General features: G+C 48.8%; 21 protein-coding genes and 2 tRNA genes. 12 read left to right on the top strand and 11 right to left on the bottom strand.

The genetic code is table 11. The features are described 5' to 3' along the window. Positions 1-15 precede the first annotated feature (15 nt). From ACYUBO_RS06185 to ACYUBO_RS06170, 4 genes are all read left to right on the top strand, one after another. Positions 16-1203 (top strand): potassium channel family protein, encoded by a 1188-nt coding sequence (locus ACYUBO_RS06185; RefSeq protein ID WP_300329286.1) that lies wholly within the window; start codon positions 16-18, stop codon positions 1201-1203. A gap of 21 nt (positions 1204-1224) precedes the next feature. Continuing rightward, positions 1225-3060 carry a DHH family phosphoesterase gene (locus ACYUBO_RS06180; protein ID WP_460373131.1) on the top strand — a complete coding sequence of 612 codons (1836 nt, stop codon included), beginning with the start codon at positions 1225-1227 and terminating at the stop codon, positions 3058-3060. A gap of 89 nt (positions 3061-3149) precedes the next feature. Continuing rightward, complete coding sequence (locus ACYUBO_RS06175) at positions 3150-3401, top strand: DUF7123 family protein (RefSeq protein ID WP_300329292.1); 252 nt, start codon at positions 3150-3152, stop codon at positions 3399-3401. 29 nt (positions 3402-3430) lie between these two features. After that, positions 3431-3610, top strand: coding sequence for a hypothetical protein (locus tag ACYUBO_RS06170; RefSeq protein WP_300329295.1), 180 nt, complete (start codon positions 3431-3433; stop codon positions 3608-3610). Between the two features lie 85 nt (positions 3611-3695). Here the strand turns inward: ACYUBO_RS06170 and ACYUBO_RS06165 are convergent, their stop codons facing one another. Beyond that, complete coding sequence (locus ACYUBO_RS06165) at positions 3696-4376, bottom strand: hypothetical protein (RefSeq protein ID WP_460373129.1); 681 nt, start codon at positions 4374-4376, stop codon at positions 3696-3698. A gap of 134 nt (positions 4377-4510) precedes the next feature. Between ACYUBO_RS06165 and ACYUBO_RS06160 the strand changes: the two genes are divergently transcribed. Then, on the top strand, positions 4511-4765 hold the full coding sequence (locus tag ACYUBO_RS06160) for a hypothetical protein (RefSeq protein WP_300329301.1): 255 nt from the start codon (positions 4511-4513) through the stop codon (positions 4763-4765). Between the two features lie 4 nt (positions 4766-4769). Here the strand turns inward: ACYUBO_RS06160 and ACYUBO_RS06155 are convergent, their stop codons facing one another. Further along, complete coding sequence (locus tag ACYUBO_RS06155) at positions 4770-5570, bottom strand: CheR family methyltransferase (RefSeq protein ID WP_300329304.1); 801 nt, start codon at positions 5568-5570, stop codon at positions 4770-4772. 143 nt (positions 5571-5713) lie between these two features. Here ACYUBO_RS06155 and ACYUBO_RS06150 point away from each other — a divergent pair, with 143 nt between their 5' ends. From ACYUBO_RS06150 to ACYUBO_RS06140, 3 genes are all read left to right on the top strand, one after another. Next, positions 5714-6064: a hypothetical protein gene (locus ACYUBO_RS06150; protein WP_460373127.1), complete on the top strand. Its 351-nt coding sequence runs from the start codon at positions 5714-5716 to the stop codon at positions 6062-6064. Positions 6065-6075: 11 nt separating this feature from the next. After that, positions 6076-7716 carry an adenine deaminase gene (gene ade, locus ACYUBO_RS06145; protein WP_460373125.1) on the top strand — a complete coding sequence of 547 codons (1641 nt, stop codon included), beginning with the start codon at positions 6076-6078 and terminating at the stop codon, positions 7714-7716. A gap of 75 nt (positions 7717-7791) precedes the next feature. After that, positions 7792-8196, top strand: coding sequence for a pyridoxamine 5'-phosphate oxidase family protein (locus ACYUBO_RS06140; RefSeq protein ID WP_300329316.1), 405 nt, complete (start codon positions 7792-7794; stop codon positions 8194-8196). An 8-nt stretch (positions 8197-8204) separates the two neighbouring features. Here the strand turns inward: ACYUBO_RS06140 and ACYUBO_RS06135 are convergent, their stop codons facing one another. Beyond that, positions 8205-9383 carry an argininosuccinate synthase gene (locus ACYUBO_RS06135; RefSeq protein ID WP_460373123.1) on the bottom strand — a complete coding sequence of 393 codons (1179 nt, stop codon included), beginning with the start codon at positions 9381-9383 and terminating at the stop codon, positions 8205-8207. 139 nt (positions 9384-9522) lie between these two features. Between ACYUBO_RS06135 and ACYUBO_RS06130 the strand changes: the two genes are divergently transcribed. Both ACYUBO_RS06130 and ACYUBO_RS06125 read left to right on the top strand, forming a co-directional pair. After that, positions 9523-10125, top strand: a complete 603-nt coding sequence (locus tag ACYUBO_RS06130) for a hypothetical protein (RefSeq protein ID WP_460373121.1) — start codon at positions 9523-9525, stop codon at positions 10123-10125. Between the two features lie 71 nt (positions 10126-10196). Then, positions 10197-11525, top strand: a complete 1329-nt coding sequence (locus ACYUBO_RS06125) for a hypothetical protein (RefSeq protein WP_460373119.1) — start codon at positions 10197-10199, stop codon at positions 11523-11525. Positions 11526-11556: 31 nt separating this feature from the next. Here the strand turns inward: ACYUBO_RS06125 and carB are convergent, their stop codons facing one another. The 7 genes from carB to ACYUBO_RS06090 form a co-directional block, all read right to left on the bottom strand. Next, on the bottom strand, positions 11557-14718 hold the full coding sequence (gene carB / locus ACYUBO_RS06120) for a carbamoyl-phosphate synthase large subunit (RefSeq protein WP_460373117.1): 3162 nt from the start codon (positions 14716-14718) through the stop codon (positions 11557-11559). Beyond that, on the bottom strand, positions 14711-15772 hold the full coding sequence (gene carA / locus ACYUBO_RS06115) for a glutamine-hydrolyzing carbamoyl-phosphate synthase small subunit (RefSeq protein ID WP_460373116.1): 1062 nt from the start codon (positions 15770-15772) through the stop codon (positions 14711-14713). Before carA ends, carB begins: the two co-directional genes overlap by 8 nt. A 169-nt stretch (positions 15773-15941) precedes the next feature. Continuing rightward, positions 15942-17402, bottom strand: a complete 1461-nt coding sequence (locus tag ACYUBO_RS06110) for a preprotein translocase subunit SecD (protein WP_460373114.1) — start codon at positions 17400-17402, stop codon at positions 15942-15944. Further along, positions 17399-18271, bottom strand: coding sequence for a protein translocase subunit SecF (locus ACYUBO_RS06105; protein WP_300331740.1), 873 nt, complete (start codon positions 18269-18271; stop codon positions 17399-17401). Before ACYUBO_RS06105 ends, ACYUBO_RS06110 begins: the two co-directional genes overlap by 4 nt. Before the next feature lie 96 nt (positions 18272-18367). Then, a tRNA-Arg gene (locus tag ACYUBO_RS06100) sits at positions 18368-18439 on the bottom strand. Positions 18440-18509: 70 nt separating this feature from the next. Beyond that, entirely contained in the window at positions 18510-19529 is a 1020-nt protein-coding gene (gene hypD, locus ACYUBO_RS06095; RefSeq protein ID WP_460373113.1) for a hydrogenase formation protein HypD, read from the bottom strand. Between the two features lie 99 nt (positions 19530-19628). Continuing rightward, positions 19629-20354 (bottom strand): radical SAM protein, encoded by a 726-nt coding sequence (locus ACYUBO_RS06090; RefSeq protein ID WP_460373111.1) that lies wholly within the window; start codon positions 20352-20354, stop codon positions 19629-19631. 149 nt (positions 20355-20503) lie between these two features. Here ACYUBO_RS06090 and ACYUBO_RS06085 point away from each other — a divergent pair, with 149 nt between their 5' ends. Further along, positions 20504-21211, top strand: coding sequence for a sugar phosphate isomerase/epimerase family protein (locus tag ACYUBO_RS06085; RefSeq protein WP_460373109.1), 708 nt, complete (start codon positions 20504-20506; stop codon positions 21209-21211). 371 nt (positions 21212-21582) lie between these two features. Then, positions 21583-21654: transfer RNA gene (locus ACYUBO_RS06080), tRNA-Thr, on the top strand. A 610-nt stretch (positions 21655-22264) separates the two neighbouring features. On the opposite strand, the gene ACYUBO_RS06075 is transcribed toward ACYUBO_RS06080, so the two are convergent. Then, complete coding sequence (locus ACYUBO_RS06075) at positions 22265-23140, bottom strand: alpha/beta fold hydrolase (RefSeq protein WP_460373107.1); 876 nt, start codon at positions 23138-23140, stop codon at positions 22265-22267. Between the last annotated feature and the right edge of the window lie 129 nt (positions 23141-23269).

The raw sequence follows: 23269 nt of genomic DNA, 5'->3' as shown, positions 1-23269 counted from the left end.
ATTAGTAATGAAGTTATGTTCGATCTTGATCGTCAGCCTGTCAACTTCAAGAATGTCCTTATTGAAATGAAGGATGTCTCTGAGTTAATGGTAGATCTGGCTTATTCCGCAATCCTTTTTGAAAGTAAGGAGATTGCAAATGAAGTTGTCAACCTTGAAGAGACGATGAACCTCCTCCTCTATCAGGCACGAATTACCAGCATCCTTGGAGCGCGGAGGATGGAGGAGGCCGAATCTATGAGTGGTCTTCTTCAGATTGCCGAAGGTGCAGAGCGGATCTCAAATGCCGCTTCTGAGATTGCGATGGTTCTTCTGAAGGACATCCGAATACCTGCGAGAATGCGGCTTGCCCTTCCTGAAGCCGAAGAAGTAACTATCCGTGCCGAGATTCGGGAAGGATGCGATCTTGATGGTGTTATCATCGGTGATATCCGTCTCCAGAGTACAACAGGAATGCGTATCATTGCAATCCGGCGTGGACGTGTCTGGACCTATGATCCGGATAAGGAGACGTACCTGAAGAAGGACGATATCATCCTCGCAAAGGGACCAGAAGATGGCATTGAACCACTTTACAAACTATTGGGATCGCCTCCTCCACCAGATGAGGAACTCATAGAAGAGGCACTTGATGATCTCGACCGGGCCGTTCTCCTGATCGTTGAGATGAAAAATATCAGCGAACTGGCAGTAGGACTTGCATACACCGCCCTTCTCTTTGATAGTCAGGATATTGCCGAAGAGGTGGTATGGCTCAATGAACGCATGGATTCGATGCGGCTCCAGCTTGAACTCTGGGTTCTTGAATCAGCAAAGAAGGTGGATCATGTGGAATACCTGCGTGGACTTCTTCACATGTCGGCATTTGCCGATGCGATCTGTAGTGCGGCACTCTCAATTGTAGATGTGCTCATGCGTGATATTGAGATCCCCCCAATTTTCCAGAAGATTATCCGTGAATCCGATGAAATCATCTCCCGGATTGAGGTGAAGGGAGGATCGTTCCTCTCGGGAAAAACCCTCAAAGAGGCATCACTTGGAGCAATAACTGGAATGGTTGTCCTTGCAATTAAAAGGGGAGATAAATGGATCTATCGTCCAAAAAAGAATGTACGGCTGTATGAAGGTGATTTCATCATCGCCAAGGGCCGCCGTGACGGCGAATGCCGGTTGCTTGCGCTCTGCAAGCCTGATGATAAATAAAGAGATAAATGGAGTTAAAATATGAGTAAATCTACAGAAACAGTCTATAAACTTGGCCCGGGATGCGAGGTTGAGGATGTACAGGAAGGGAATATATATCTTGGAAAAGTTCAGGGTTTTGCCAACTTTGGCACATTTGTCCAGCTGAATAATTCAATAAAAGGGCTTATTCATAAGAGTAATGCCCTGACACAGCACAGGGAGCGGGCAGACATTCTTGTGATGGTGGCACAGGTACGCCCAAACGGCAATATCGATCTCCGTGAAGTTCTCCTTGACGAGTATGAAACAACAGTGGTGAACAGGGCTGTAAGGACGACACAACTCTCCGATCTCGGTGACAAGGTTGGCAGACGGATTACCGTAGAAGGTGAACTCGGGCAGGTGAAACAGACGAGCGGACCGACGATCTTCACGATCATTGATGAGACCGGAGTCGAGAATGCCGCAGCATTCATCGAGGCAGGGGTCAGGGCCTACCCGGAGGCAGATACCGGCGATATCGTCCAGATCTCAGGAGAGGTGATGAAGAGGAACAACCAGCTCCAGATTGAGGTGTCCTCTCTCAATCGCCTTGATGGTGAAGAGGCAGCTCAGGTACGGTCGCGGATTAATGCAGCACTTGATAAACGGGCCGAGCCAGCAGATATTCCCTTCTTTGTTGAAAGTGACACACTTGTGAAACTGAGACCCGAGATGAAAAAGCTTGCAAAGATCGTCAGGCGTGCCGTCTTTACCCAGCAGCCGATTATTCTTCGCCATCATGCCGATGCAGACGGCATTTCTGCGGCTGTTGCGGTTGAGACGGCAGTTGTATCCCTGATTCGCGAACACATCTCCGAGACCGATTCAGAATATTATCTCTTTAAACGATCACCCTCAAAGGCTCCCTTCTATGAGATAGAGGATATAACCCGTGATCTTGATTTCATGCTGAAGGATGCCATCAGGTTTGGACAGAAACTCCCGCTCATCTTCCTGATGGATAATGGCTCAACCGAAGAGGATATGCCGGCATATAAAGTGGCACAGGTCTATGATCTTGATGTCATTGTTGCCGATCACCATCATCCTGACGAGATTGTGGATCAGTTCTTACAGGCACATGTCAATCCCTACCATGTCGGGGGGGATTTCGGACTGACTGCCGGGATGATCGGAACCGAACTTGCACGAATGATCAATCCCCATGTTGAAGAGCGGATCCGCCATTTTCCGGCAATTGCCGGGGTGGCTGATCGAAGCGATTCAATTGAACTCCCCCAGTACCTCTCGCTTGTTGCTGACGAATATCCACTGGATGAGTGTAAAAAGATCGCTCTTGCTCTTGACTATGAGCAGTTCTGGCTGAGGTTTAATGACGGCCGTGAGATTGTTAAGGATATACTCAATCTAAGTAATAATCCCCTCAGGCACAGGAGGCTTGTCTCTCTCCTTGTTGAAGAGGCTGAGACGGCAATAGCAGAACAGGTGAAGACCCTGATGCCACATGTCGAACGAAGGACCCTTGCATCCGGTGCACACCTCTTCCTGGCTGATGTCGAGATGTATGCACACCGATTTACCTTCCCTCCACCCGGAAAGACGTCAGGTGAAATCCATGATCTTCTCTGCAACGAACATGCAGGGGAACCGGTTGTCACACTTGGAATCGGGCCAGATTTTGTTGTCCTTCGTTCACGCGGTGTTCTGATGAATATCCCAAGAATGGTTCGGGAACTCCGTGATGAGATCTCCGGAGGCGGTGTCAATGGCGGGGGACACCTTGTTGTTGGCAGCATAAAGTTCGTCGAGGGGATGAGAAATGTGGTGATCGAGAGTCTCATAGCAAAGATCGGTGAGGCACCAATTGCATAAGATTCTGTATAAACTTGATTATGAGAATGGATTGAACCACAAATGCTTTATAGTAATATAGCACAAAACTATCACCAGAGGTTAGCCAGATGACTGTGCCAGATAGCATTCGTGACAGGTATAACGAAACCCAGGACAGGATTCTGAAATATCTGCGTGGGGGTCTGCAGAAAGGCAGACATTTCTTCAAGTCGAAATACATTGCCCATGATCTTGGTCTCTCATCAAAAGAGGTTGGGACCAATCTTGCCATCCTCTCTGAGATCTGTGATGATCTCGAGATCAAACGCTGGAGTTACTCTAACAGTACAACCTGGATGGTAACTGCAAAAGCCATATAATTTTTATTCTTTCACTTCCTTTTTCTAGTATGTCACAGCATATTGTCGAAGTTGTTGAGACGATCGAGTTTGTCGCCCACATTGATGAACAAAAGGATTGTCTGATGTCCCAGGATCCCCCGGAATCTCTCTGGTTTAATATTGATGTACCAAAAGGTCATGGATTGCAGGCAGGGGACCGGATTAAGGTAACAATTGAGAAAGTCTGAAAGACCCTTTTATTTGAGAATACAGGAGAGTACTCCCCCTTTTTCCTGTATGCCTGTTGCCCCTGATGGCAACATTACGCTTTTTTTAGAGATGTTCCCGTGGTACTTCAAGGAATATTCTGTAACCATCGACACTTGTTGCAGAGATAATAAAATACATCTCCTTTTTCGATGAAACGAGAACACTTCTCATAGAACCCCTACCGATCACCTCGCCACCGTCAAGGATCGATCCGGTCTCTGCATCGCAGAGGATATAGCGGAATTGTGCCTGTCCCGGAAACCTATCAGCTGTCACTTCTGTTCGTATGCGCAGGAATGGTGTCTCAGGAATGGAGAAGATTGTTGAGACCCCTCCACGTCTCTGTTCAAGAAGACCAACGGTTATCCACTCTATTGTTGCAATCGCTTCAATCTGTGCAGTTGTATAGGGAGCAGATCCAAAAAGAGGAAAGACCTCGTAACGTTCACCATCTATGATCTGATATGTCCGGCTCTGGAATGAACCTGTACCTGGCATATATGCCCGCGGATAACCAAAAGGATTGTCGACAAGCTGTATGGTAGAGACAGGATAGGAAAATGAAGGATCTTCCTGTTCAAATGGTGTCAGAAAGATCGAATCTGAGATCTGCCCCGGGGATGATGGATCCAAAACTGCTTCGCTCTTCCATGGAAGTGAAAGTGATGGTTGCTGTACTGCAAGTCCGATTATCAAAACAACAGCCAGACCGGCAATGACCATTATGACATCTGACCGGTTCATACTGCTACTATAATGTGGTTTGAATAGATGTAGCTGTTGATCGGATGAATCCTGATCCATGGATGGATGTCAGGGTGGCATCCTCCATGCATCAAGGGAAAGATTCTTTAAATTAAAGTGCTGAATGAGAAGTCATGGATATACCGATGCTCAGGACATGGGCAATTTTTTATCTCCTGTCATTTGTCGTCCTGCTCTTTGCCCTCTTCCTCTCAACACAGGGAGTACTGCTATGGGTCAGTCTTTTCCTTGTGATTCTACTCATCGGGGTCAATCTCTTTACCCTCTCAATGGAGATCAAACGGAGATCTATGAAAAAAGAGCGTTTAAAGACTCTATCAAGAAATGAAGATCCCGAGTTCCTTCTTGATCAAAAGAAACTCTGGTAATAATTTAGCGAATCTCATTTTTTATAAGGATCTTCTGGAGAGCGTTATAATGGGAAAAGAGATGCTCGACTTCCCTTCCCAGATATTCGGTTTTCCCCATGACATAAAACCCTCCAGTGTTTAATGCACTATGGATGGTCTTTGCGAGATCATTCTTCTGCCCCTCAGTGAAATAGATGGTGACATTTCGACAGGTTACGATGTCCACGTACCGTGATGCAGGGATTCCACTCATCAGATCGTGTTTTCTGAAGTGGATCATATCCTTCAGATCCTGTTTTACCTGATATCTCCCATCCGGAAGTTGGTTGAAGTGCCTTCTGATGATCGCACTATTCAGTTTTTCAACAGTTTTTGCTTCATAAATACCTTCCTTTGCTCTCTGAAGGATATTTTCATCAATATCTGTTGCATGGATGCTGACTGCCACACCGCTTTTACGGGAGAGCAGTTCATTCAGTATCATCGCAATTGAGTATGGCTCTTCACCAGAGGAACATCCGGCACACCATATCCTGATACGATTATGTTCGGCGATTACCTTCGGTATCAGATCTTTTCTCAGAATCTCAAAGACCTCTGCATCACGGAAGAATTCAGTCACATTGATGGTGAGGGCATTACGAAGGAGTTCCCATTCTGCAGGATGACTATTTAAATACCGTGTATATTCATCATAGGTACCTGTCCCGGTGGTTCGCATCCGTGAAAGGAGCCTTCGCTTGATATATTCCTCTTTATATTGAGAACACCGTATTTTGAGGGTTTTTTCAATGAGGTCTTTAAGCTGTTTGAGATCATCCATATATGGTATCAATCATATATTGTCTTCGTCGGATATATAGGTGCTCAACTAAAAACAATTATTTCACAGATTATTTTTGATATCCGGAATAGAGGGAGTTTGTATCGCAATCTTTATCTCATCTCCTCTGCTACGTTCTGACAATGAAGTCAATGGCTCCTCTTCTCATCGGATTAAGTATATTCTGCTTCTTGTCTGCCGGATGTATGACTAATGCAGGTATTGGCGCAATCTCCTATGAGGACTCAGGATTTGTGATTCCGATTGATCTGAATGAAGGAGCGGATATCCTTGTACAGATAATGATTTATGATGTGGGCGGGCTTCATCAGGAAGAGGAGCAGCTGATTCTTGAGAGTGTCTCCATCAGCCCCGATCAATTTGCTCTCTTCATTCCGGCCCCTCTGCCAGAGGGGAGTTATAAAGCACATATTACGCTCTTTCAGAATGAGAAACGACTGGCAGGCAGGATTTTGGATTTTCACGTTCAATGATTTGAATGATTATGACTCCTGATATCTTCTCTGCCGATACGATCATTCAGAATGCAACGCTCTATAACCCCTTCACATCTGATTGGGAAGAAACCACCCTGGCGATCAGGGATGGCATGATTCTTGGTTTTGGACCAGAATATAATGGGAGAAGGGTACTTGATCTCAAAGGGAGGCGTATCGTTCCCGGCCTGATTGATTCGCATCTTCATATTGAGAGTTCGCTTCTCACTCCTGCGGAGTATGGGAGGCTCGTTCTTTCACATGGCATGACCACGGTGATCGCAGATCCTCACGAAATTGCAAATGTTGCCGGTATAGCAGGCATACAGGCGATGATCCATGATGCTGAACGGACACCGCTTGATATTTTCTTTATGCTTCCGAGTTGCGTTCCGGCAACTCCGATGGATTCAGCCGGAGCAACGCTTCTTGCAGGTGATCTCTCGCCTCTCCTTGATAACTCACGCGTTATCGGTCTTGGGGAGATGATGAATGTACCGGGCGTTCTGAATGATGATCCGGATGTCCTTGCCAAGCTGCAACTCTGTAACATCATAGATGGCCATGCTCCGATGCTCTCGGGCGCTCTTCTTGACCGGTATATCAGATCCGGGATACAGAGCGATCATGAGTGTATCACCCGTGAGGAGGCGCTAGAGAAGCTCCGGAAAGGAATGTATATTTTCATGAGAGAAGGTGCAGCTGCACGCAATCTCCGGGATCTCATACCGATCGCTGACTGCCGGACCGCCACCCGCTGCGCATTCGCCACAGATGATCGCCATGCCGATATGCTGGATTCTGCCGGTTCAATTGATGATTGTATAAGAATTGCCCAAGATTTCGGAGTGGAGCTTGAAGTTGCTCTCAGAATGGCAACCCTCACCCCTGCAGAGCGTTTTTGCCTCCATGACAGGGGTGCTTTGGCACCAGGAAGAATTGCAGATTTCGTCGTTCTTGAAGAGTCTGATCGCTTCTCAGTTGAGAGGGTGTTTAAGAGAGGAGTTGAAATCCGGGATATTCCCTACACCCGTCCCGCACCACTGCGGACAACCTTCAATTGCAGGCTTCCGGAGATAGATGACCTGAAGATCAATGGAGCCGGACCTGCACGCGTCATTGGTATCATTCCCGGACAGATCACTACCCGCCTTGAGATTCATGACGTCATTGGATCGAATCTCCCCGATACACACTCTGATATCCTAAAAGCCGTCGTCTGTGATCGCTATCGTGCAGGCGGTTTTGGCATTGGTCTTGTCCGTGGCTTTGGTCTTGCCGGGGGGGCGCTTGCGGTCAGTGTTTCTCATGATTCGCATAACATTGTAGCTCTTGGAGCAGAAGATTCTGAGATCATTCTCGCAATACAAGCCGTTGCCTCCCACAACGGGGCAATGGTGGTTGTTTCCCATGGTAGAAAGACCATTTTACCACTTCCATGGGGCGGCATTATGTCAGATCAATCCTATCCCGAAGTTGTGGCATCTTTGGGGGAGCTTGACGATCATGCCCGGTTGCTTGGTGCAATTGAGAATCCCTTTATGTACCTCTCCTTCCTGGCACTCACCGTTATTCCGGAACTGAGACTGACCGAGCGGGGGCTCTTCGACAACACCAGCTTTACCAGAACCAGTCTCTTCATCGAATAATCAGAGATGGGTTGTCAGACACAACCCTTATGTATCCACGTCGTTTATCATATCAACAGAACGGAGTGTTCTATTATGGCATTCATAGATGAGAAACTAAAAGAAGCAATCACTGCTGTTGGTATCCTTCCTCTGGCTACCGCTTCAAAGGATGGTATTCCCAATGTTGCCCCAATGGGGAGTGTATGGGTCATGGACGAAAAGACGATCTGGATAGGAGACAACTTTATGAAAAAGACCCTTCAGAACGTGCTTGAGAACCCCCATGCGGCTCTATATGTCTGGAGCAGGGAGATTGGCGGATGCACACAGCTGAAATGTGATGTAAAAGTTGAGAAGAGCGGGGAGAACGTGGAAAAGATGCGGGCGATACTTCATGAGAAGAAACCCAATCTCTCCGGGAAATCCCTTCTTATTCTCACGGTAACCGAGATATTTGATTGTGCCCCCGGCCCGAATGCCGGGGCACCTCTCCAGTAATTTTTTTTTTACTTTTTTGGTATCATTCGTGCCTGAAGGCCGAAGAAGACCGAGTATCCGATAGCATGCGACTGATCAAGGGTTGTGCTGTCAAATGAAACGAGATCATCGGAGTAAATGGCGTCAGGGGATGAACGTCCAAGGATGCGGAGGTTTCCTTTATAGAGCTCGAGATCGACTGTTCCATTGACCCGCTTCTGGGTGGTGTCAATGAAGGCATTCAGCGCATGGTAGAGTGGTTCATGAACAAGTCCCATGTATGCAAGCTCGGACCATTTCTCATCAACCCCTACTTTGAATGCCAGCTCCTGCCTGGTAAGACAGAGCCGCTCGAGATCCTTGTGTGCTGCCAGAATCACGGTTGCTGCCGGATGTTCATAATTCTCCCGTGCCTTCAGGCCGAGGATCCGGTCCTCAACCATATCATTCCTGCCGATTCCATGCCTGCCAGCGATCACGTTCATTTTCCTGATAAGAGATATGCCGTCCATCGCTTCGCCGTTTATTGCAACCGGCACTCCTTCTGCAAACTCAATTGAGATCGCCTCAGGAGTATCGGGGGCATCACGGGGATTTGTTGTCCAATGGTAGATTTCATCCGGGGGATGGTATGCCGGATCTTCAAGCCGTCCTCCTTCTATACTCCGGCTCCAGATATTCTCATCAATACTCCAGGGCTTGTCTTTTACCACAGGTACCGGAATATTATGCTGTTGTGCATAGTCAATCTCCCATTCACGGGTGAGGTTCATCTCCCGCATCGGTGCGATGATCTCATATCCATGCAGTCTGAAGATGAAATCGAACCTGAGCTGATCGTTTCCTTTCCCTGTACACCCATGGGCAACAGCAAGCGCCCCTTCTTTCTTCGCAACCGCCACCGTCTCCTCGGCAATCAGTGGGCGAGCAAGGGATGTTCCCATCGGATAACCCTCATAGGAGCCATTCGCCTTGATTGCCGGGAATATATGGTTCCGAACAAACTTTTCCGTTGCATCGATGGTATAGTGGCGATCGGCAATCAGCTCGCCTTTGTCTGTTGCCATCTTCACTTCATCTTCCGGCTGGCCGACATCTACTGCGACGGTAACGACACGGTCATATCCATACCGTTCCTTTAACAAAGGAACGCAGATGGAGGTGTCAAGACCCCCGGAAAAGGATAATACTACGGTTTTCTCTGACATGGTAACACATTGATCCTTTCCAGTATTGTAATCTTTCAAAAGCAATGAGCTTTCTTCTTCAGGCTTCCGGAACTCATGTTGAATGAATCCGGCTGCCACAAAGGCTATCATCAGTATCGGATATACACTCTCTTATCAGATGCCGACCATCTACCGATATGTAATAGTATTCATTGCTCTCCTTCTTGCAGGAGTGCTGGTATCAGGGTGCCCGTTTGGAGCAACGCCTTTAAATGAGATCCCTGGACATATCAAGGCAGCCAACGATGCACTTGAAGAACTCAGTATTATCGAAGGCCGGACAAATACCTTTACACTTGATGATGAGATCTATGAGATTGATATCCTCTTTGCTTCGATGGAGGAGCTGCCTGAAGATGATGAACAACTGATGGCACGATATACCGCATATCGTATCTGGACAGATGCACTCCGATCAGCAAGCAAGGTGGTGAATGATGATTATTCCCGATATAATGCACACCTGAGAAGGGCTGACCAGTTCTATGACGCATTCAATTATGTGGACTGGAAAAGGGAGCTGAACGAAGCAAAGACATTGGTTGAGGGAATGGAGCAGACTGCCCTCTCTGCTGCATACAGCCTTGATACAATTCCCGAAGGGTTCTTTTCTTCAAAAGAGAACGCAGAACTTCTGAGAACGCGGGCTGCAATCATGAAGATCCACCGCGAAATGCCGATCCTCAGAAGTGAACTGGATCTGTTGCTACGCACAGGATAAGTACCTTCTCCCTCCCTACTCACCTATTTCCATCACAACTCATTTACCCTCTGAGGCATCAGAATATCTATATGCCCAGGGATGAGCTGATCATCGTTATAGCGGGAATAGCTGTTGTTCTCATCATCGGTTTTTTTGTCCAGCAGCCTGCGCTCCCCTTTTCCCTTCCATGGGACATGGAGGAAGGTCCTTCATTTATCCCTGATGTGGCTCCGGAGACTCCGCCAATGCCGGATCAGATCACCATCCCTCCCGGACAGCTGACGCAGGTTGTCTTCCAGATCCCCGTTGATGAGCCTGACACAGTAGATACAAAACTGCCTGATCAGGTGGAACTCCAGACAAGCGATACCGCCCGTTCATTTAGTTGGTACTACGGGGAGTCGTTTTATACCTGGACTATTCATATTCCGGCAAGCCGGTACAATTATCTGGCAACTCTTCCCCGTGACAAACCAAGACCAGCTGATTACATCATGTCCGATCGTGGGAGGGCAGAACTGGATCTCGTGATTCAGGATCTCATCTCCCTTGCAGGTTCAAGGAATCTCAATGATGACCAGAGACGCGATATGGTTATTGCCTTTGTCCAGTCGCTTCCAAATAACAGGTGGGGTGCAGTTGTTGATTATGATGATTATCCAAAGTATCCTCTCCAGACCCTGTATGATGGAGGTGGTGACAGCCAGGATACGGCTATTCTTCTCACAGCACTCCTTCGTCTCCTCGGTATTGAAGCATCGCTTCTTGAAACGCCACGGCATTATGCGGTTGTCCTGCCGCTGACTGAAGCCGATAAGAAGGCGAATAAGGTATACCTGTACCAGAAGGATGCAGACACCATCCTGAAAGGCAATTATCTTGATGAAAATAACAATATCCGGGATTACTATCACAATAATCCCGGGGTTCTCAGTAGAAGTTACATTTACATCGAATCAAATATCCCGGGCAACCCCATGGGTTCTATGCCTGTCCAATTCAGAAATGCGTATATACAGAGCCTCTACGATATTAATTACCGTCCCGAACAGCCGATTACAGGTGCGGTTATTCACCACCCCATTCGAAATCCGGATGCTGATCTGAGCTTTAGTGCCCGCCTTGTCCACTCTGATCAGCGGTATGCGTACTATCAGGTCTACTGTACTATCTCAAGTACCGGAACCGGGCCCGCACGTGACCTCACCGTTGATATGACTGCGTATCCTGCAGATGGTGTGACTGATCCCTGGATATTCACAGAATCAGAATCTGTTCCACCTGTACCTGAAGGTGAAACCCGGGTTGTCGAAGGAACATTGCAGATTCCAAGGAACTCTGTGGTTCAGATAGAATGTATCCTGAGGGGATCAGGTATCGAGCAGAAAAAGAGGTTGAGTGAAGTATTTACAACCTGATATCTGGCTGTAAAATTATGAAGAGCCCCGGTTACCGGAGGTAGAATCCAAGGGGCTCTATTGTGGTCTCATTCTTTTTGTATGCTTCAATTGCCATTGCAGCAGCATCTGCTGCCGGGATAGTTGTGATATAGGGGATCCCATAATCAACGGCAATACGCATGATCTGGTAGTGATCCTGTCGTGATGTTTTGTCTGAGGGTGTGTTGATTATGAGCTGGATCTCGCCCCTCCGCATCATATCGATGACATTTGGCGATCCCTCCTGCACTTTCCGGACAAGGTTCATCCGGATGCCTGCCTGGGCAAGATGCTGGACTGTACCTGACGTCCCATAGAGCTCAAGCCCGAGATCCTGGAGTTTGCGTGCTATTGGTATGCTGACCTCTTTCTGGTCGTCATTAACGGAGATGAAGATACGCCCTTGTAGAGGGAGAGTATTGTCAGCAGCAAGGCTTGCCTTAAAAAAGGCACGTCCAAAGTCAAAATCAATCCCCATAACTTCGCCGGTACTCTTCATTTCCGGACCAAGAACTGCATCGACACCGGGGAGTTTGTTAAAGGGAAGGAGAACCTCCTTCACCGCCACATGGCGAATATCACGTTCGGTGTAGCCGATCTCCGATATGCTCTCTCCAAGCATGATCCGTGCAGCGATTTTTGCGAGTGGAATACCGGTTGCCTTTGATACAAAGGGCACTGTCCGGCTTGCACGCGGATTGGCTTCGAGTACATAGACCTGATTGTTCTGGATTGCATACTGGATATTTATGAGGCCGACAACGCCAAGACCAAGAGCAAGTTTCCGGGTATATTCCCGAACGGTGGCGATCGTCTCGGGACGGAGTGACTGGGTTGGTATGACACATGCCGAATCCCCTGAATGGACTCCAGCCTCTTCAATATGCTCCATGATACCGCCTATCAGGACATCAGTTCCATCACAGACTGCATCAACGTCAAGCTCGACTGCATCCTGAAGGAACCTGTCTATCAGGACAGGGTGTTTTTTGCTGACACGGACGGCTTCCTTGATATAGGTCCCAAGCTCGATATCATCGTGAACGAGCTCCATTGCCCGGCCGCCAAGGACGTAGGATGGCCGTACAAGGACGGGGTAGCCGATCCGGTTTGCAATGGAGAATGCCTCTTCTTCAGAGTAGGCTGATCCGTTTGCAGGGCTTGGAATCCCAAGTTCTTCGAGGAGAAGACTAAAACGGTCACGGTCTTCTGCAATGTCCATCGCATCGGGAGTTGTTCCAAGTATCTGAGTGGAGAGTCCGAGACGTTTGATCTCCTCGCTGATCGGGATAGTAAGGTTGACGGAATTCTGCCCACCAAACTGTACCATGACGCCATAATAGCCATCACTCCGGAGAATGTTCATGACATCCTCAAGCTGCATCGGCTCAAAGAAGAGCCGATCTGAAGTATCAAAGTCTGTTGAGACCGTCTCCGGATTATTATTCACGACATGGACTTCAACACCACGTTCCCTGAGCGCCTGGATTGCATGAACCGTGCAGTAATCAAACTCAATCCCCTGCCCGATCCGGATCGGCCCGGATCCAAGGATGAGAATCTTCTGTGCATCATTCTTTGTCAGTTCGCACCCTGTCTCCCAGGTTGAGTAGTAATAGGGAGTCTGTGCCGGGAACTCTGCCGCACAGGTATCAACCATCTTATATGTGGGATTGCCGGTTATTGCTTCGAGAGCGGCAATGGTTTTTCCTGTTCGTTCAGCAAGTTCGGTATTTGAGAATCCAAATTTCTTTGCCGATCGCAAATCTTCATTTGTTGATTCCGGGGAGAGTGATTGTTCGATCTGAACAATATGCCGGATTTTTTCCAGGAAGAAGGGCTCTATCTGGGTGAGCGTCTGAATCTCTTCTAATGAGAAGCCGATTCGAAACGCATCAAAGAGGGTAGAGAACCGCTCATCGGTCGGACGCTGGAGAATCATCCGTATTTCATCGGGATTTGTGTGGGTAATAACATCGGTGTCGATTGAGCGGAGTGCTTTTTTGAATCCCTCTTCGAGAGTCCGGCCGATTGCCATCACTTCACCGGTGCTCTTCATGGCAGTGGTGAGCGATCGGTCAGCGGTCTTGAATTTATCAAATGGCCAGCGGGGAACCTTCACAACCACATAATCGATGGCAGGTTCAAATGATGCCGGGGTGCATCCGGTGACAGAATTGGTGATCTCATCCAGCCTCATCCCAATGGCTATCTTGGCAGTGACCCGTGCGATCGGGTATCCGGTTGCTTTTGAGGCGAGTGCAGATGAACGGGAGACCCTGGGATTCACTTCGATAACCCGGTAATCTCCATCTTTAAAGGCATACTGGACATTACAGCCTCCCTGAACACCAAGTGCCCGGATGATCTTTATGGAAGCTGTCCTGAGCATCTGGTACTGGTCATCACGGAGTGTAAGGATTGGGGCAACAACTACACTCTCACCGGTATGGACACCCATCGGATCGACATTCTCCATACCGCAGATGATGATACAGGTGTCAGCTGCATCCCGCATCACCTCAAATTCTATCTCGTTCCAGCCTTTGACACTCTCTTCGACAAGTACCTGCCGTATCCTTGACTTTGAAAGCCCCATCTCGACGATCCGTCGGAGTTCCTCCTCGGTTGTGGCAACTCCACCGCCTGATCCTCCCAGTGTATATGCCGGGCGGATGATTGCGGGAAGGCCAACCGTCTTCAATGCTTCATCCACCTGATCGAGGCGTGTCAGGATCATCGATTTTGGTACGGGCTCATTTATCCTGTTCATCAGGTCACGGAACTTCTCCCGATCCTCGCCCATGTAAATGGCATTCAGCGGGGTGCCGAGGATCTCTATGCCCTCAAGGGCACCGAGTTCAGCAAGTTCTGCGGTGAGGTTCAGCCCGGTCTGTCCGCCAAGGCCACTTAATATCCCATCCGGCTTCTCTTTCTCGATGATCTTTGCAATTATATCGGCTTTCAGTGGTTCGACATAGACAACATCGGCCGTCTCCGGATCGGTCATAATGGTAGCCGGGTTTGAATTTACAAGGACAACAGAGATCCCCTCTTCCCTGAGCGCCCGGCAGGCCTGTGTTCCAGAAAAATCGAACTCGGCTGCCTGCCCGATCTGGATTGGACCTGATCCAATCAGCAGCACTTTCTTTATGTGTGATAATTTAGGCATCCGGAATGCTCCTGTAGATCATATCAAAGATTGGTTCTTCCGTATCATGCGGTCCACCGTGGGCTTCAGGATGGAACTGGACGCAGGAGATATTTAAGTGACGATCAACGAATCCTTCGAGGGTGTTGTCGTTCACATTTGTATAGCTCACCTGGCATCCTTCCGGAAGCGACTCCGCATCAACGACATATCCATGATTCTGAGTTGTTATGGATATCGTTCCATCACTACACCGTACAGGCTGGTTTGATCCCCTGTGTCCGAATTTCAGCTTGTGGGTGTCTCCACCAAGAGCAAGTGCCAGGATCTGGTTGCCCATGCAGATACCAAATATCGGGATCTCGCCGATGTATCGTTTGACGGTATCGATTGCATGTGTTGCACGTTTTGGATCGCCGGGTCCATTGCTGACGAAGAGTGCCTGCGGTCTGCAGGCATCTATCTCGTCCTTTGTTGCAGTGTAGGGGAAGACATATACATCTGCATCCCGCCTTCGCAGGCTGATGACGATATTCTTCTTCACCCCAAGATCAAGGACGGCGATCCGTTTTCCTTTGCCCCGTACATGATAGGGATCGGTGCAGGTGACTGACTGTATCAGATCAATATCTGAGATCTGCGGCGCCTTTCGTGCCATCTCAACTGCATACTCTCCATTATCATCCCCGACAATCAGTGCTGATCTGAGTGTGCCATGGAGCCGGGTATTTATTGTAAGCATTCGTGTGTCGATTCCAGATAGTCCATGCAGTCCCTGATCCTCAAAAAAAGTGATTAACGAAGGATTGTGTTTTGGGAATTTGCATACCTCATGAGTGATACATCCCCGTGCATGGATGAGAGGGTTCTGAAAATTTGCAAAATCTACACCATAATTGCCGATGAGCGGATAGGTAAACATGAGTAGCTGTCCCGCGTAGCTGGGATCAGTCAGCGCCTCCATATATCCTGCCATCTGTGTGGTGAAGACCAGTTCCCCGGTGCTTTCTCCTTCAGCACCAAAACCCTCTCCTACAAAAAAGCTTCCGTCTTCAAGCCCCAAAACCGCCTTCATGAATGACCATAATCATTCTGTTTCCATCTCATATTAACAGTGGGGGCAGATTGGTACTATACAATGGGGTTTTGGTTTGATCTGTGTTATCCTTCCTTGAAAAATAACCCGTTTGCCTTTTTTTGTATTGAATTATCGATTTTTTGTATGCGCGATGGAAAAAGGTGGATTATCGGGAGAGGATCGCCATGATGATCTTCCCGTATGCCGGCCGTGTGATGACGACTCCAATTAAGACGCCAAGGATGGTGATGATGGCAAATCCACGAAGTGATGAGAGATCCATCACGGCTAGCGGGAGCATCGCGATGATCATCGTGGAGGCGGCAACTATGATGATGCCAAGCGCCCGTGCGAGCCGTTTGAGATAGACATTTGGTGAGGGCACCTTTCCTTCGTGAAGTACCTCGTCGGTGATGACGACGAGCTGATCGATGCTTGTTCCAAGAACTGCAATAAGGCCGGCAATAGCTGCGAGATCGAGCTGGGTAAAGTACCGTGCAATTCCAAGGAGGATAATGATCTCCGAGGTGTTGATCAGGAGCATCGGAATGACAATGCTTGGTTCACGGTACCGGTAATAGACGACCAGTCCCACAGTAAGGAGTGCGATGATACCGGCGATGATACTCATCGTCTTGAAGTGTTCTCCAAGAGCGGCTGAGACTGACCCTGATCCGGCGATGGTGACATCAACCGGAAGCGCACCGGCACGAAGGTGAATTTCGAGGATCATCGCCCTGTTCAGTGCCTCTTCTCCAACACCAGTTGATGCAACAAGGTTTCTGACCTCCTCGACCTTCAGCCGTGCGGCAAGATCAGTTGAGAGCGGTGCACTGTAGACCATTTCGTCGTCCAGAAGCATCATCAGTTCATGCTCCATCGGCCGATCTGTTGCCCCTGTACGGATAGCGGCTTCCCGTAATGCGCGTGCGCCTTCATCGTTGATGGTGAATGGAACGCCCCAGTTACTGCTTCCGATTGGGTTCTGTGCAGGGTTCCCGACACTTGTTATTGCGTCACCATAGAGGACATGTTCGGTCTCATCACCGGTGGTCTGAATTCTGATATCGAACCTGCCCTGCTGCCCGACGATCTCCTGTGCGGTGATCATGTCGACGCCTGCAAGTTCTATCCGGATATACCGTGAGGCGCCGCCGAATGTGGTGAGGGTGTTCACCTTGGCATCTCTCGTTCCGAGGCGGTTGATCTTCTCTTCCAGGATGCGTTTGACGGTTTCTGCTGTTTCAGGACCTACCCCGATCTCATAGCTGGTGATCGTTGCGCCATATTCTGCGAATACCGGCTCCAGCTCTTCCCGGGTGAATGGTTTTCGTATCTCAACAACATTTTCCTCCAGGAGTGATACTTCTGTGTCGAGATCTTCGGATATTCCAAGTAGAAGTTCTTCAACGGAGCCGGTTGTTTCAAAGGTGATTAATTCTGCCTTATATTCAAGCTGTATCCATGATCCGCCTTCCAGATCCAGGCCAAGCTGAACATTCCCCTGAATGCCCTTATCAAAGGCGGGGGGAAGCAGATAGATCGAAACGGCTGAGAGAATAAGTGCTGCAATAAGCACCAGTATGCGCCAGTCACGCATGAGAGAATTGGAATCGTCTTTTGTCATCTCTTCACCCCTTTTGCTGCTTTTCCACTCTGCACATACCATTTCAGAATTCCGGCATTGAACATCCAGGTGTTCATCAGATCAACGAGAAGACCGATCAACAGGACGGCTGCAATCTGCATGATGATCTCTATTCCTCCGATCCACGAGACGACCAACAGTGCGAGGACCGCAGAAAGGGTCGTTGTTGTCATGATAAAGCCTGTCCTGAATGCATTTTTCAGTTTCTCCTCGAGTTTCCCCTGCCGTTTCAGGATACGGGTTGTCAGGAGGATGTCGCTGTCGACAGAATAGCCGATGAGCATCAGAAGTGCGGCCGTTGTGCCAAGTGAGAGGGGTAGTCCTATCACATCCATGATTGCTGCGGTTATGAGGATATCAGTGAATGCAGCAAAGACGACTGCAATAGAGGGTATCACAGTTCTAAAGGCGATGAATACGATGACTGCCATCCCGATGAACGAGAAGAGGAGGGCAATAAGTGCCTGCTGCTGGAGTGTCTCGCCAAACGACTCTCCGATCTGATCCACTTTTGCATCAGGATACCGCGTAGCTATATCCTGGGAGAGTGAGCGGAACTGTTCATCAGACATTGGCCCGAACCGAAGGTAGTTTCCCCTGTTTAAGCCTTCACCGATACTGATCAGAGGATATGCTGCAAAATACGCTTCCAACTGTTCAGGTGTATCATCGCTCATCACCGTTACCGCCGTTCCCCCGGCAAAATCAATCCCAAGATTGATAGGAACACCGGAGATCATGAAATTGGCCCCGATGATTATCAGTCCGATGAGCGTGATGACAAGCGGCACCGCCATCATCTGCTTTGGGGGATATTTATTTACAAGATCGTACAGGTCAAACGCCATAGTGGTAACATTTACGATCTGATTGTTTAAATTATTGGCTATATACGGGATGCAGATACATTGCATTCCACAGGTTGATGGTTACGAAAAGAAAGACGTCCCGGCCGGGACTTGAACCCGGGTCAAAAGCTCCGGAGGCTTCTAGGATGTCCACTACCCTACCGAGACAATTGTTGCAGAAGCCCGAATGCGGGCATTGCGTCTAGATAGATCTGTGTAAAAACAGATAAGGATATCGTTATCGGTGATACTGGTGCCAGATTTTGCATGCACCTTCATGGGAGACCATGCAGGGGCCGACCGGGGTGCGGGGGGTGCATGCTGTGCCGAAGAGCGGGCAGTCGGTTGGTTCGGCGAGACCGCGGAGGAGCTGGTCGCAGATACAGGCGGAGCGCTTCTCGATATGAGGAATTGTCTTATTGAATTTCTTTAATGCGTCATAAATATCATATTCAGGCTTTAATGCAAGACCGGAATCCGGTATGACGGGGAAGCCTCTCCACTCGATGTCGCAGGGTTCAAATACCTCGTACATCAGGGCTTTTGCCTTGGTGTTTCCTTCCCGTGTTACGGCCCTTGGGTAGGCATTCTCCACCTTTGCCTCTTTGTTATTGATCTGTTTTACAAGCATGTACAGGCCAAGCAGGAGATCGTCTGCTTCAAAGCCTGCTACCACCTGGGGGACCGGGAATTGCTCATATTCCTCATATCCCATAACAGCGCATACATGCCCCGGCAGGATGAATCCATGAAGGTCCGCTTCTCCCTGGCTGAGGAGCCATTGCATGGCAGGAGGAACGACACGATGGCAGGAGAGGATGCTGAAATTTTCAGGTGGATTCTGGAGGATTGTTGCGGCAACGGTTGGAACTGTTGTCTCAAAACCAACAGAGATGAAGACAACTTCTTTATCAGTATTTTTTGCAATCTCTACTGCCTTATGAATGCCCTGTACGATCCTGATATCACCATCAGCTGATTCGAGCGAACCTTTCGATCCCGGCACCCGGAGGAGATCGCCGTAAGTGGTGATGATCTTTCCTTCTGCTGCAAGATCTATTGCACAGTCTATCTCGCCGGCAGGCGTGATGCAGACGGGGCAGCCGGGCCCCATCACGACCTTCAGTTCTTTTGGGAGGACGCTTCGTATCCCGTGTTTTGCAATAGCTGCTTCGTGTGTGCCGCAGACATGCATGATCCTGACGTCTGACTTAATCTCTTCCTGTATTGCCTTGATGATATCCTTTCCAACCGCCATAGAGATTCTCTCATAGTAGTATGCCCTCCCAGCCAGAAAAGGTTGATTGGTGGAGGCAGGGATTAAACCGGACCATCATCTCCTCTGCTGTTGAGGTTTTTAGATGATCTGAGTATTCGTAAATTGCTCAATAAAGAAAGATTGAATGGCTTTCTTCTCGTCGTCTGTGAGTGTCGTGACCCAGGTTTCTGCGCCGGGGCGGCTGAGCGAGTTGATGTGGATTACATCGGGGTTGATCCTGACTGCTGCATCCCGCAGGAGGTGGAGCTCTTCGTCTGTTGTATTAACACCCGGAATGAAGAATATCTCAAGCCAGATTTTTCCTTTAAATTCCTTCCTGAGTGCTATCAGGCCATCAACCATTGTTTCTGCGGTGATGCCTGAAGGTGGCCGGTTGATTGTTTGGAGGATGTCATCGCTGACTGCATCAAGTGAGGGGAGGATGAGGTCTGCTGTTTTGATCTCGTCTCTGATTGCCGGGTCATGGAGGAGGGTGCTGTTTGTAAGGACAGCTCGTTTGTATTCAGGGTGGTGTTTTCTGAGATACTCAAGGATGGCGCTGATTCCCGAATGGAGTGTCGGCTCGCCGGTTCCGCCGAGGGTGATATAGTCGATATCCCGCTTTATTCTGAGGTAGTGATCAAGTTCCTGCTGGATTCTTGAGAGGGAGGCATATTCCCCCCGTTTCCGTGTGATATGGATGGTTGTGCCGCACTCACAGTAGACGCAGTTTAAAGAGCAGATGTTTCCGGGCACAAGATCGATGCCAAGGGATCTCCCGAGGCGGCGGGAGCGTACCGGACCGAAGAGATATTGGTATTCCATTATCTTCGATACATATCTGTCGTGACAGGGGATACTTCTTTTCTGCAGGTGGAGCTGTGGCATTGGTGGGTGTATCTTCATTTGAAAGAAGATCTGTGCCTGAGGATTCGGATCAGATCATTTATCGTCTGTTCCTGCCGATTGAGTGTATGTTTGCAGTCTCTACCTATTGCCTTCATCGCGAGCCGCTCGGGATAGCCCTTGAGAAGCTTGCTCCAATCACCGGCTCTGTTGAGGTGATGGATGACGGCCTTCATTATATTGATAATCCTGAGATCCTCGAGTCATATTCCTTCTCCTATTCGATTCATGCGCCATCACGAGGAGTGAATATCGCCTCCCTCCTTGAGCCGATCAGAAAGGCGAGCGTCCAGGTAACAGACGAATGCTTTGCAATTGCCGCTGAGGTCAATGCCCCGGTGATCGTCCACCCCGGCTATTTCGCATGGCTGGAGGAGAGGGAGATGGCAGAGCGGCAGATGCTGAAATCCATAGCCGAACTCCGGGCATTGGCGAATGAGCGGGGGGTCGAACTGACGATTGAGAATATGGGGAACTGGGATTATTTCTTCCTTAAAACCCCCTCTGAGCTGCCCCTCATTGAAGGCACCAGCTTTACACTTGATATCGGCCATGCTAACCTGAATAGCTGCCTTCCAGAATTCCTGAAGTATCCTTTTGCTCATATCCATATTCATGATAATGATGGGACAACCGATTCGCATAGTCCGGTTGGAACCGGAACCATTGACTTTTATGCAGTGATGGAAGCCGTCAGGAGGGAGAAGGTGATCCCGGTTATCGAGGTTGATACCCTTGAAGGGGTGAAGGAGAGCATCAGGGCGCTTGGGTTGTAATGGCCCCGATATGGTGTCTTGTTGTGAGTGTTAAGTGGTGATGGGTCTGTTGAATGGTGATCTGGTGCAGTGGGTATTCGGGGAGTATATTGTGGGGATGTGTTGGGGGAGTGTGCCGGGAGTTGTCAGGTGTTTGGGTATAGTGGGTGCGAAGAGTCGTCAATCATTCTTTGAATATAGGAAATCCATCGCAAAATACGCTCCAAGCCATGATCCATTCCGGAAGGTATTAAAACAACGCTGGCTTACGATATAATGCAACTTCTCATGTATTTGGGGGTCGCTGCCGGATTCAGGGGCTTAGATCTCCGGAATATGGGCATTTCAATCAGGCAACTCAAACAGGCAACTTATTGTCTGGCACAACAATCGCCTCGGTGGCATAGCGGTATCGCGCTTCCTTGGTAAGGAAGAGGTCGCGGGTTCGATTCCCGCCCGAGGCTTTGTTTTTGGTGTTTTTTTTTAATTCGGAGTTAGCTATCAACGCTGTTACTAATGTTTCATAATACATATTCAATCTAAGCGAATGTATCGCCACATCTAAGACTTTGGAGACATTCAAGCCTGTATCCTGAATGAAGTCATAATTTTCCGGATCGATTGTGAGAGAGATCCTTTTTCTAAATCTTCTTATTACGCTCTTCTTTTCATCTTTTGTCTTTGTTTTCATTTCTTTTACCACCTATACGTACATGTACCCTCATGTACGTATGCTATAGTGCTACCTTGCCTCTAAGGTTATAGCCATCGGAACCCGGTTGATTGATAAAAGGACGAACGGTTCTGGGAAGGAATGAAGGGATAATGGAAAAATCGGCCTAATCAAATGAAATCAGAAAGCAAGGAATAAAATTAATGGAATTATGAGGATAACCTGATTTCATACATCATAAACCAAGTCCCCTTTTCGCATCGGATTCAGAGATCAACATCCCCTTTTCTTTCTCAGCTCGATATTTTTGTAGGGAGATATAATCCCCTTCACTCAGGATAGAATCTGAATCTATCAAATCATCATTTCGACCATTATCCCTCATCTCCTTGCCCCCCCGCTCACCCAAGAAACTCCTCGATCATCTCTGCAATCCTCACCGGCTGGCAGAAGATCATCCCATGCGCCTGCCCGCCCAGTATATGGAGCGTGGCATCCGGCATGGCCGCTGCCAGAATTTCGGCATTCTCCGGGGGGATGACAATATCCTGATCGCCAGCAATAATGAGTGCCGGAGAGCGGATTGTATGGAGATCCGGGCAGACCCCATCCCAGAGGAGCATCGCATCAAACTGCTCCTTTACTGCATGCGGGTCAGCCACCTCCCCATAATCCACAAACCAGGTCATGGGATCGGGAAATTCACAGCGATATGATTCCGTGAGGAGAAGCTTTCCGGCACGCTCAAGATATGCCTCAGCGGTGGAGAGTTCTTTTGCCATCTCTGCTGTGACCCATTCCTCTGCCGGGACCTTCAGCACCCCACCGCAGTCGGCATTCAGGAGGACAAGGCGGTCGACTGAATCCGGATACAAAAGAGCGTATTCAAGTGCAATCATCCCCCCCATCGAGTACCCGATGATATGCACACCCCTCTCTTTTTCAGAATCATCCTCCCCTTCCTCTACCTCTATCAATTCCTTCTTATCTTCCTCCCTATCTTGTCCATACCCTTCCCTGCCCGCAAGCTGTGTAATCACCTCATGCAGATCCCGGGCTCCCTGTGGGATCGTAAACTCAATCGCCGGGTTACGCTCACCGGACACCCCGCGGTGGTTGTAGAGAATGACCCTGTACGATTGTGCAAGTTGTGATATCAGCCGGGACGGCCACTCATCGAGGCTCATTCCATACCCGAGCACAAAAATGACTGTTTTTCCTTCACCATGAATTGCATACCTGAGGGATATGCCATCAGAAGTGGTGATCACTGGCATACTCTTCAGATGGATATCATGACTGATGAGGTTTTCTGAATCGTGGGTAAATCATCATGACGACATATGTCAGATGCACCCCGAATCTGAACCGAGCTACCCCCTACCCAAGCCATCACAACCGCACAA

The organism is Methanocalculus sp. MC3 (assembly GCF_054767395.1).
This window is presented reverse-complemented; position numbering and strand designations above follow the sequence as displayed.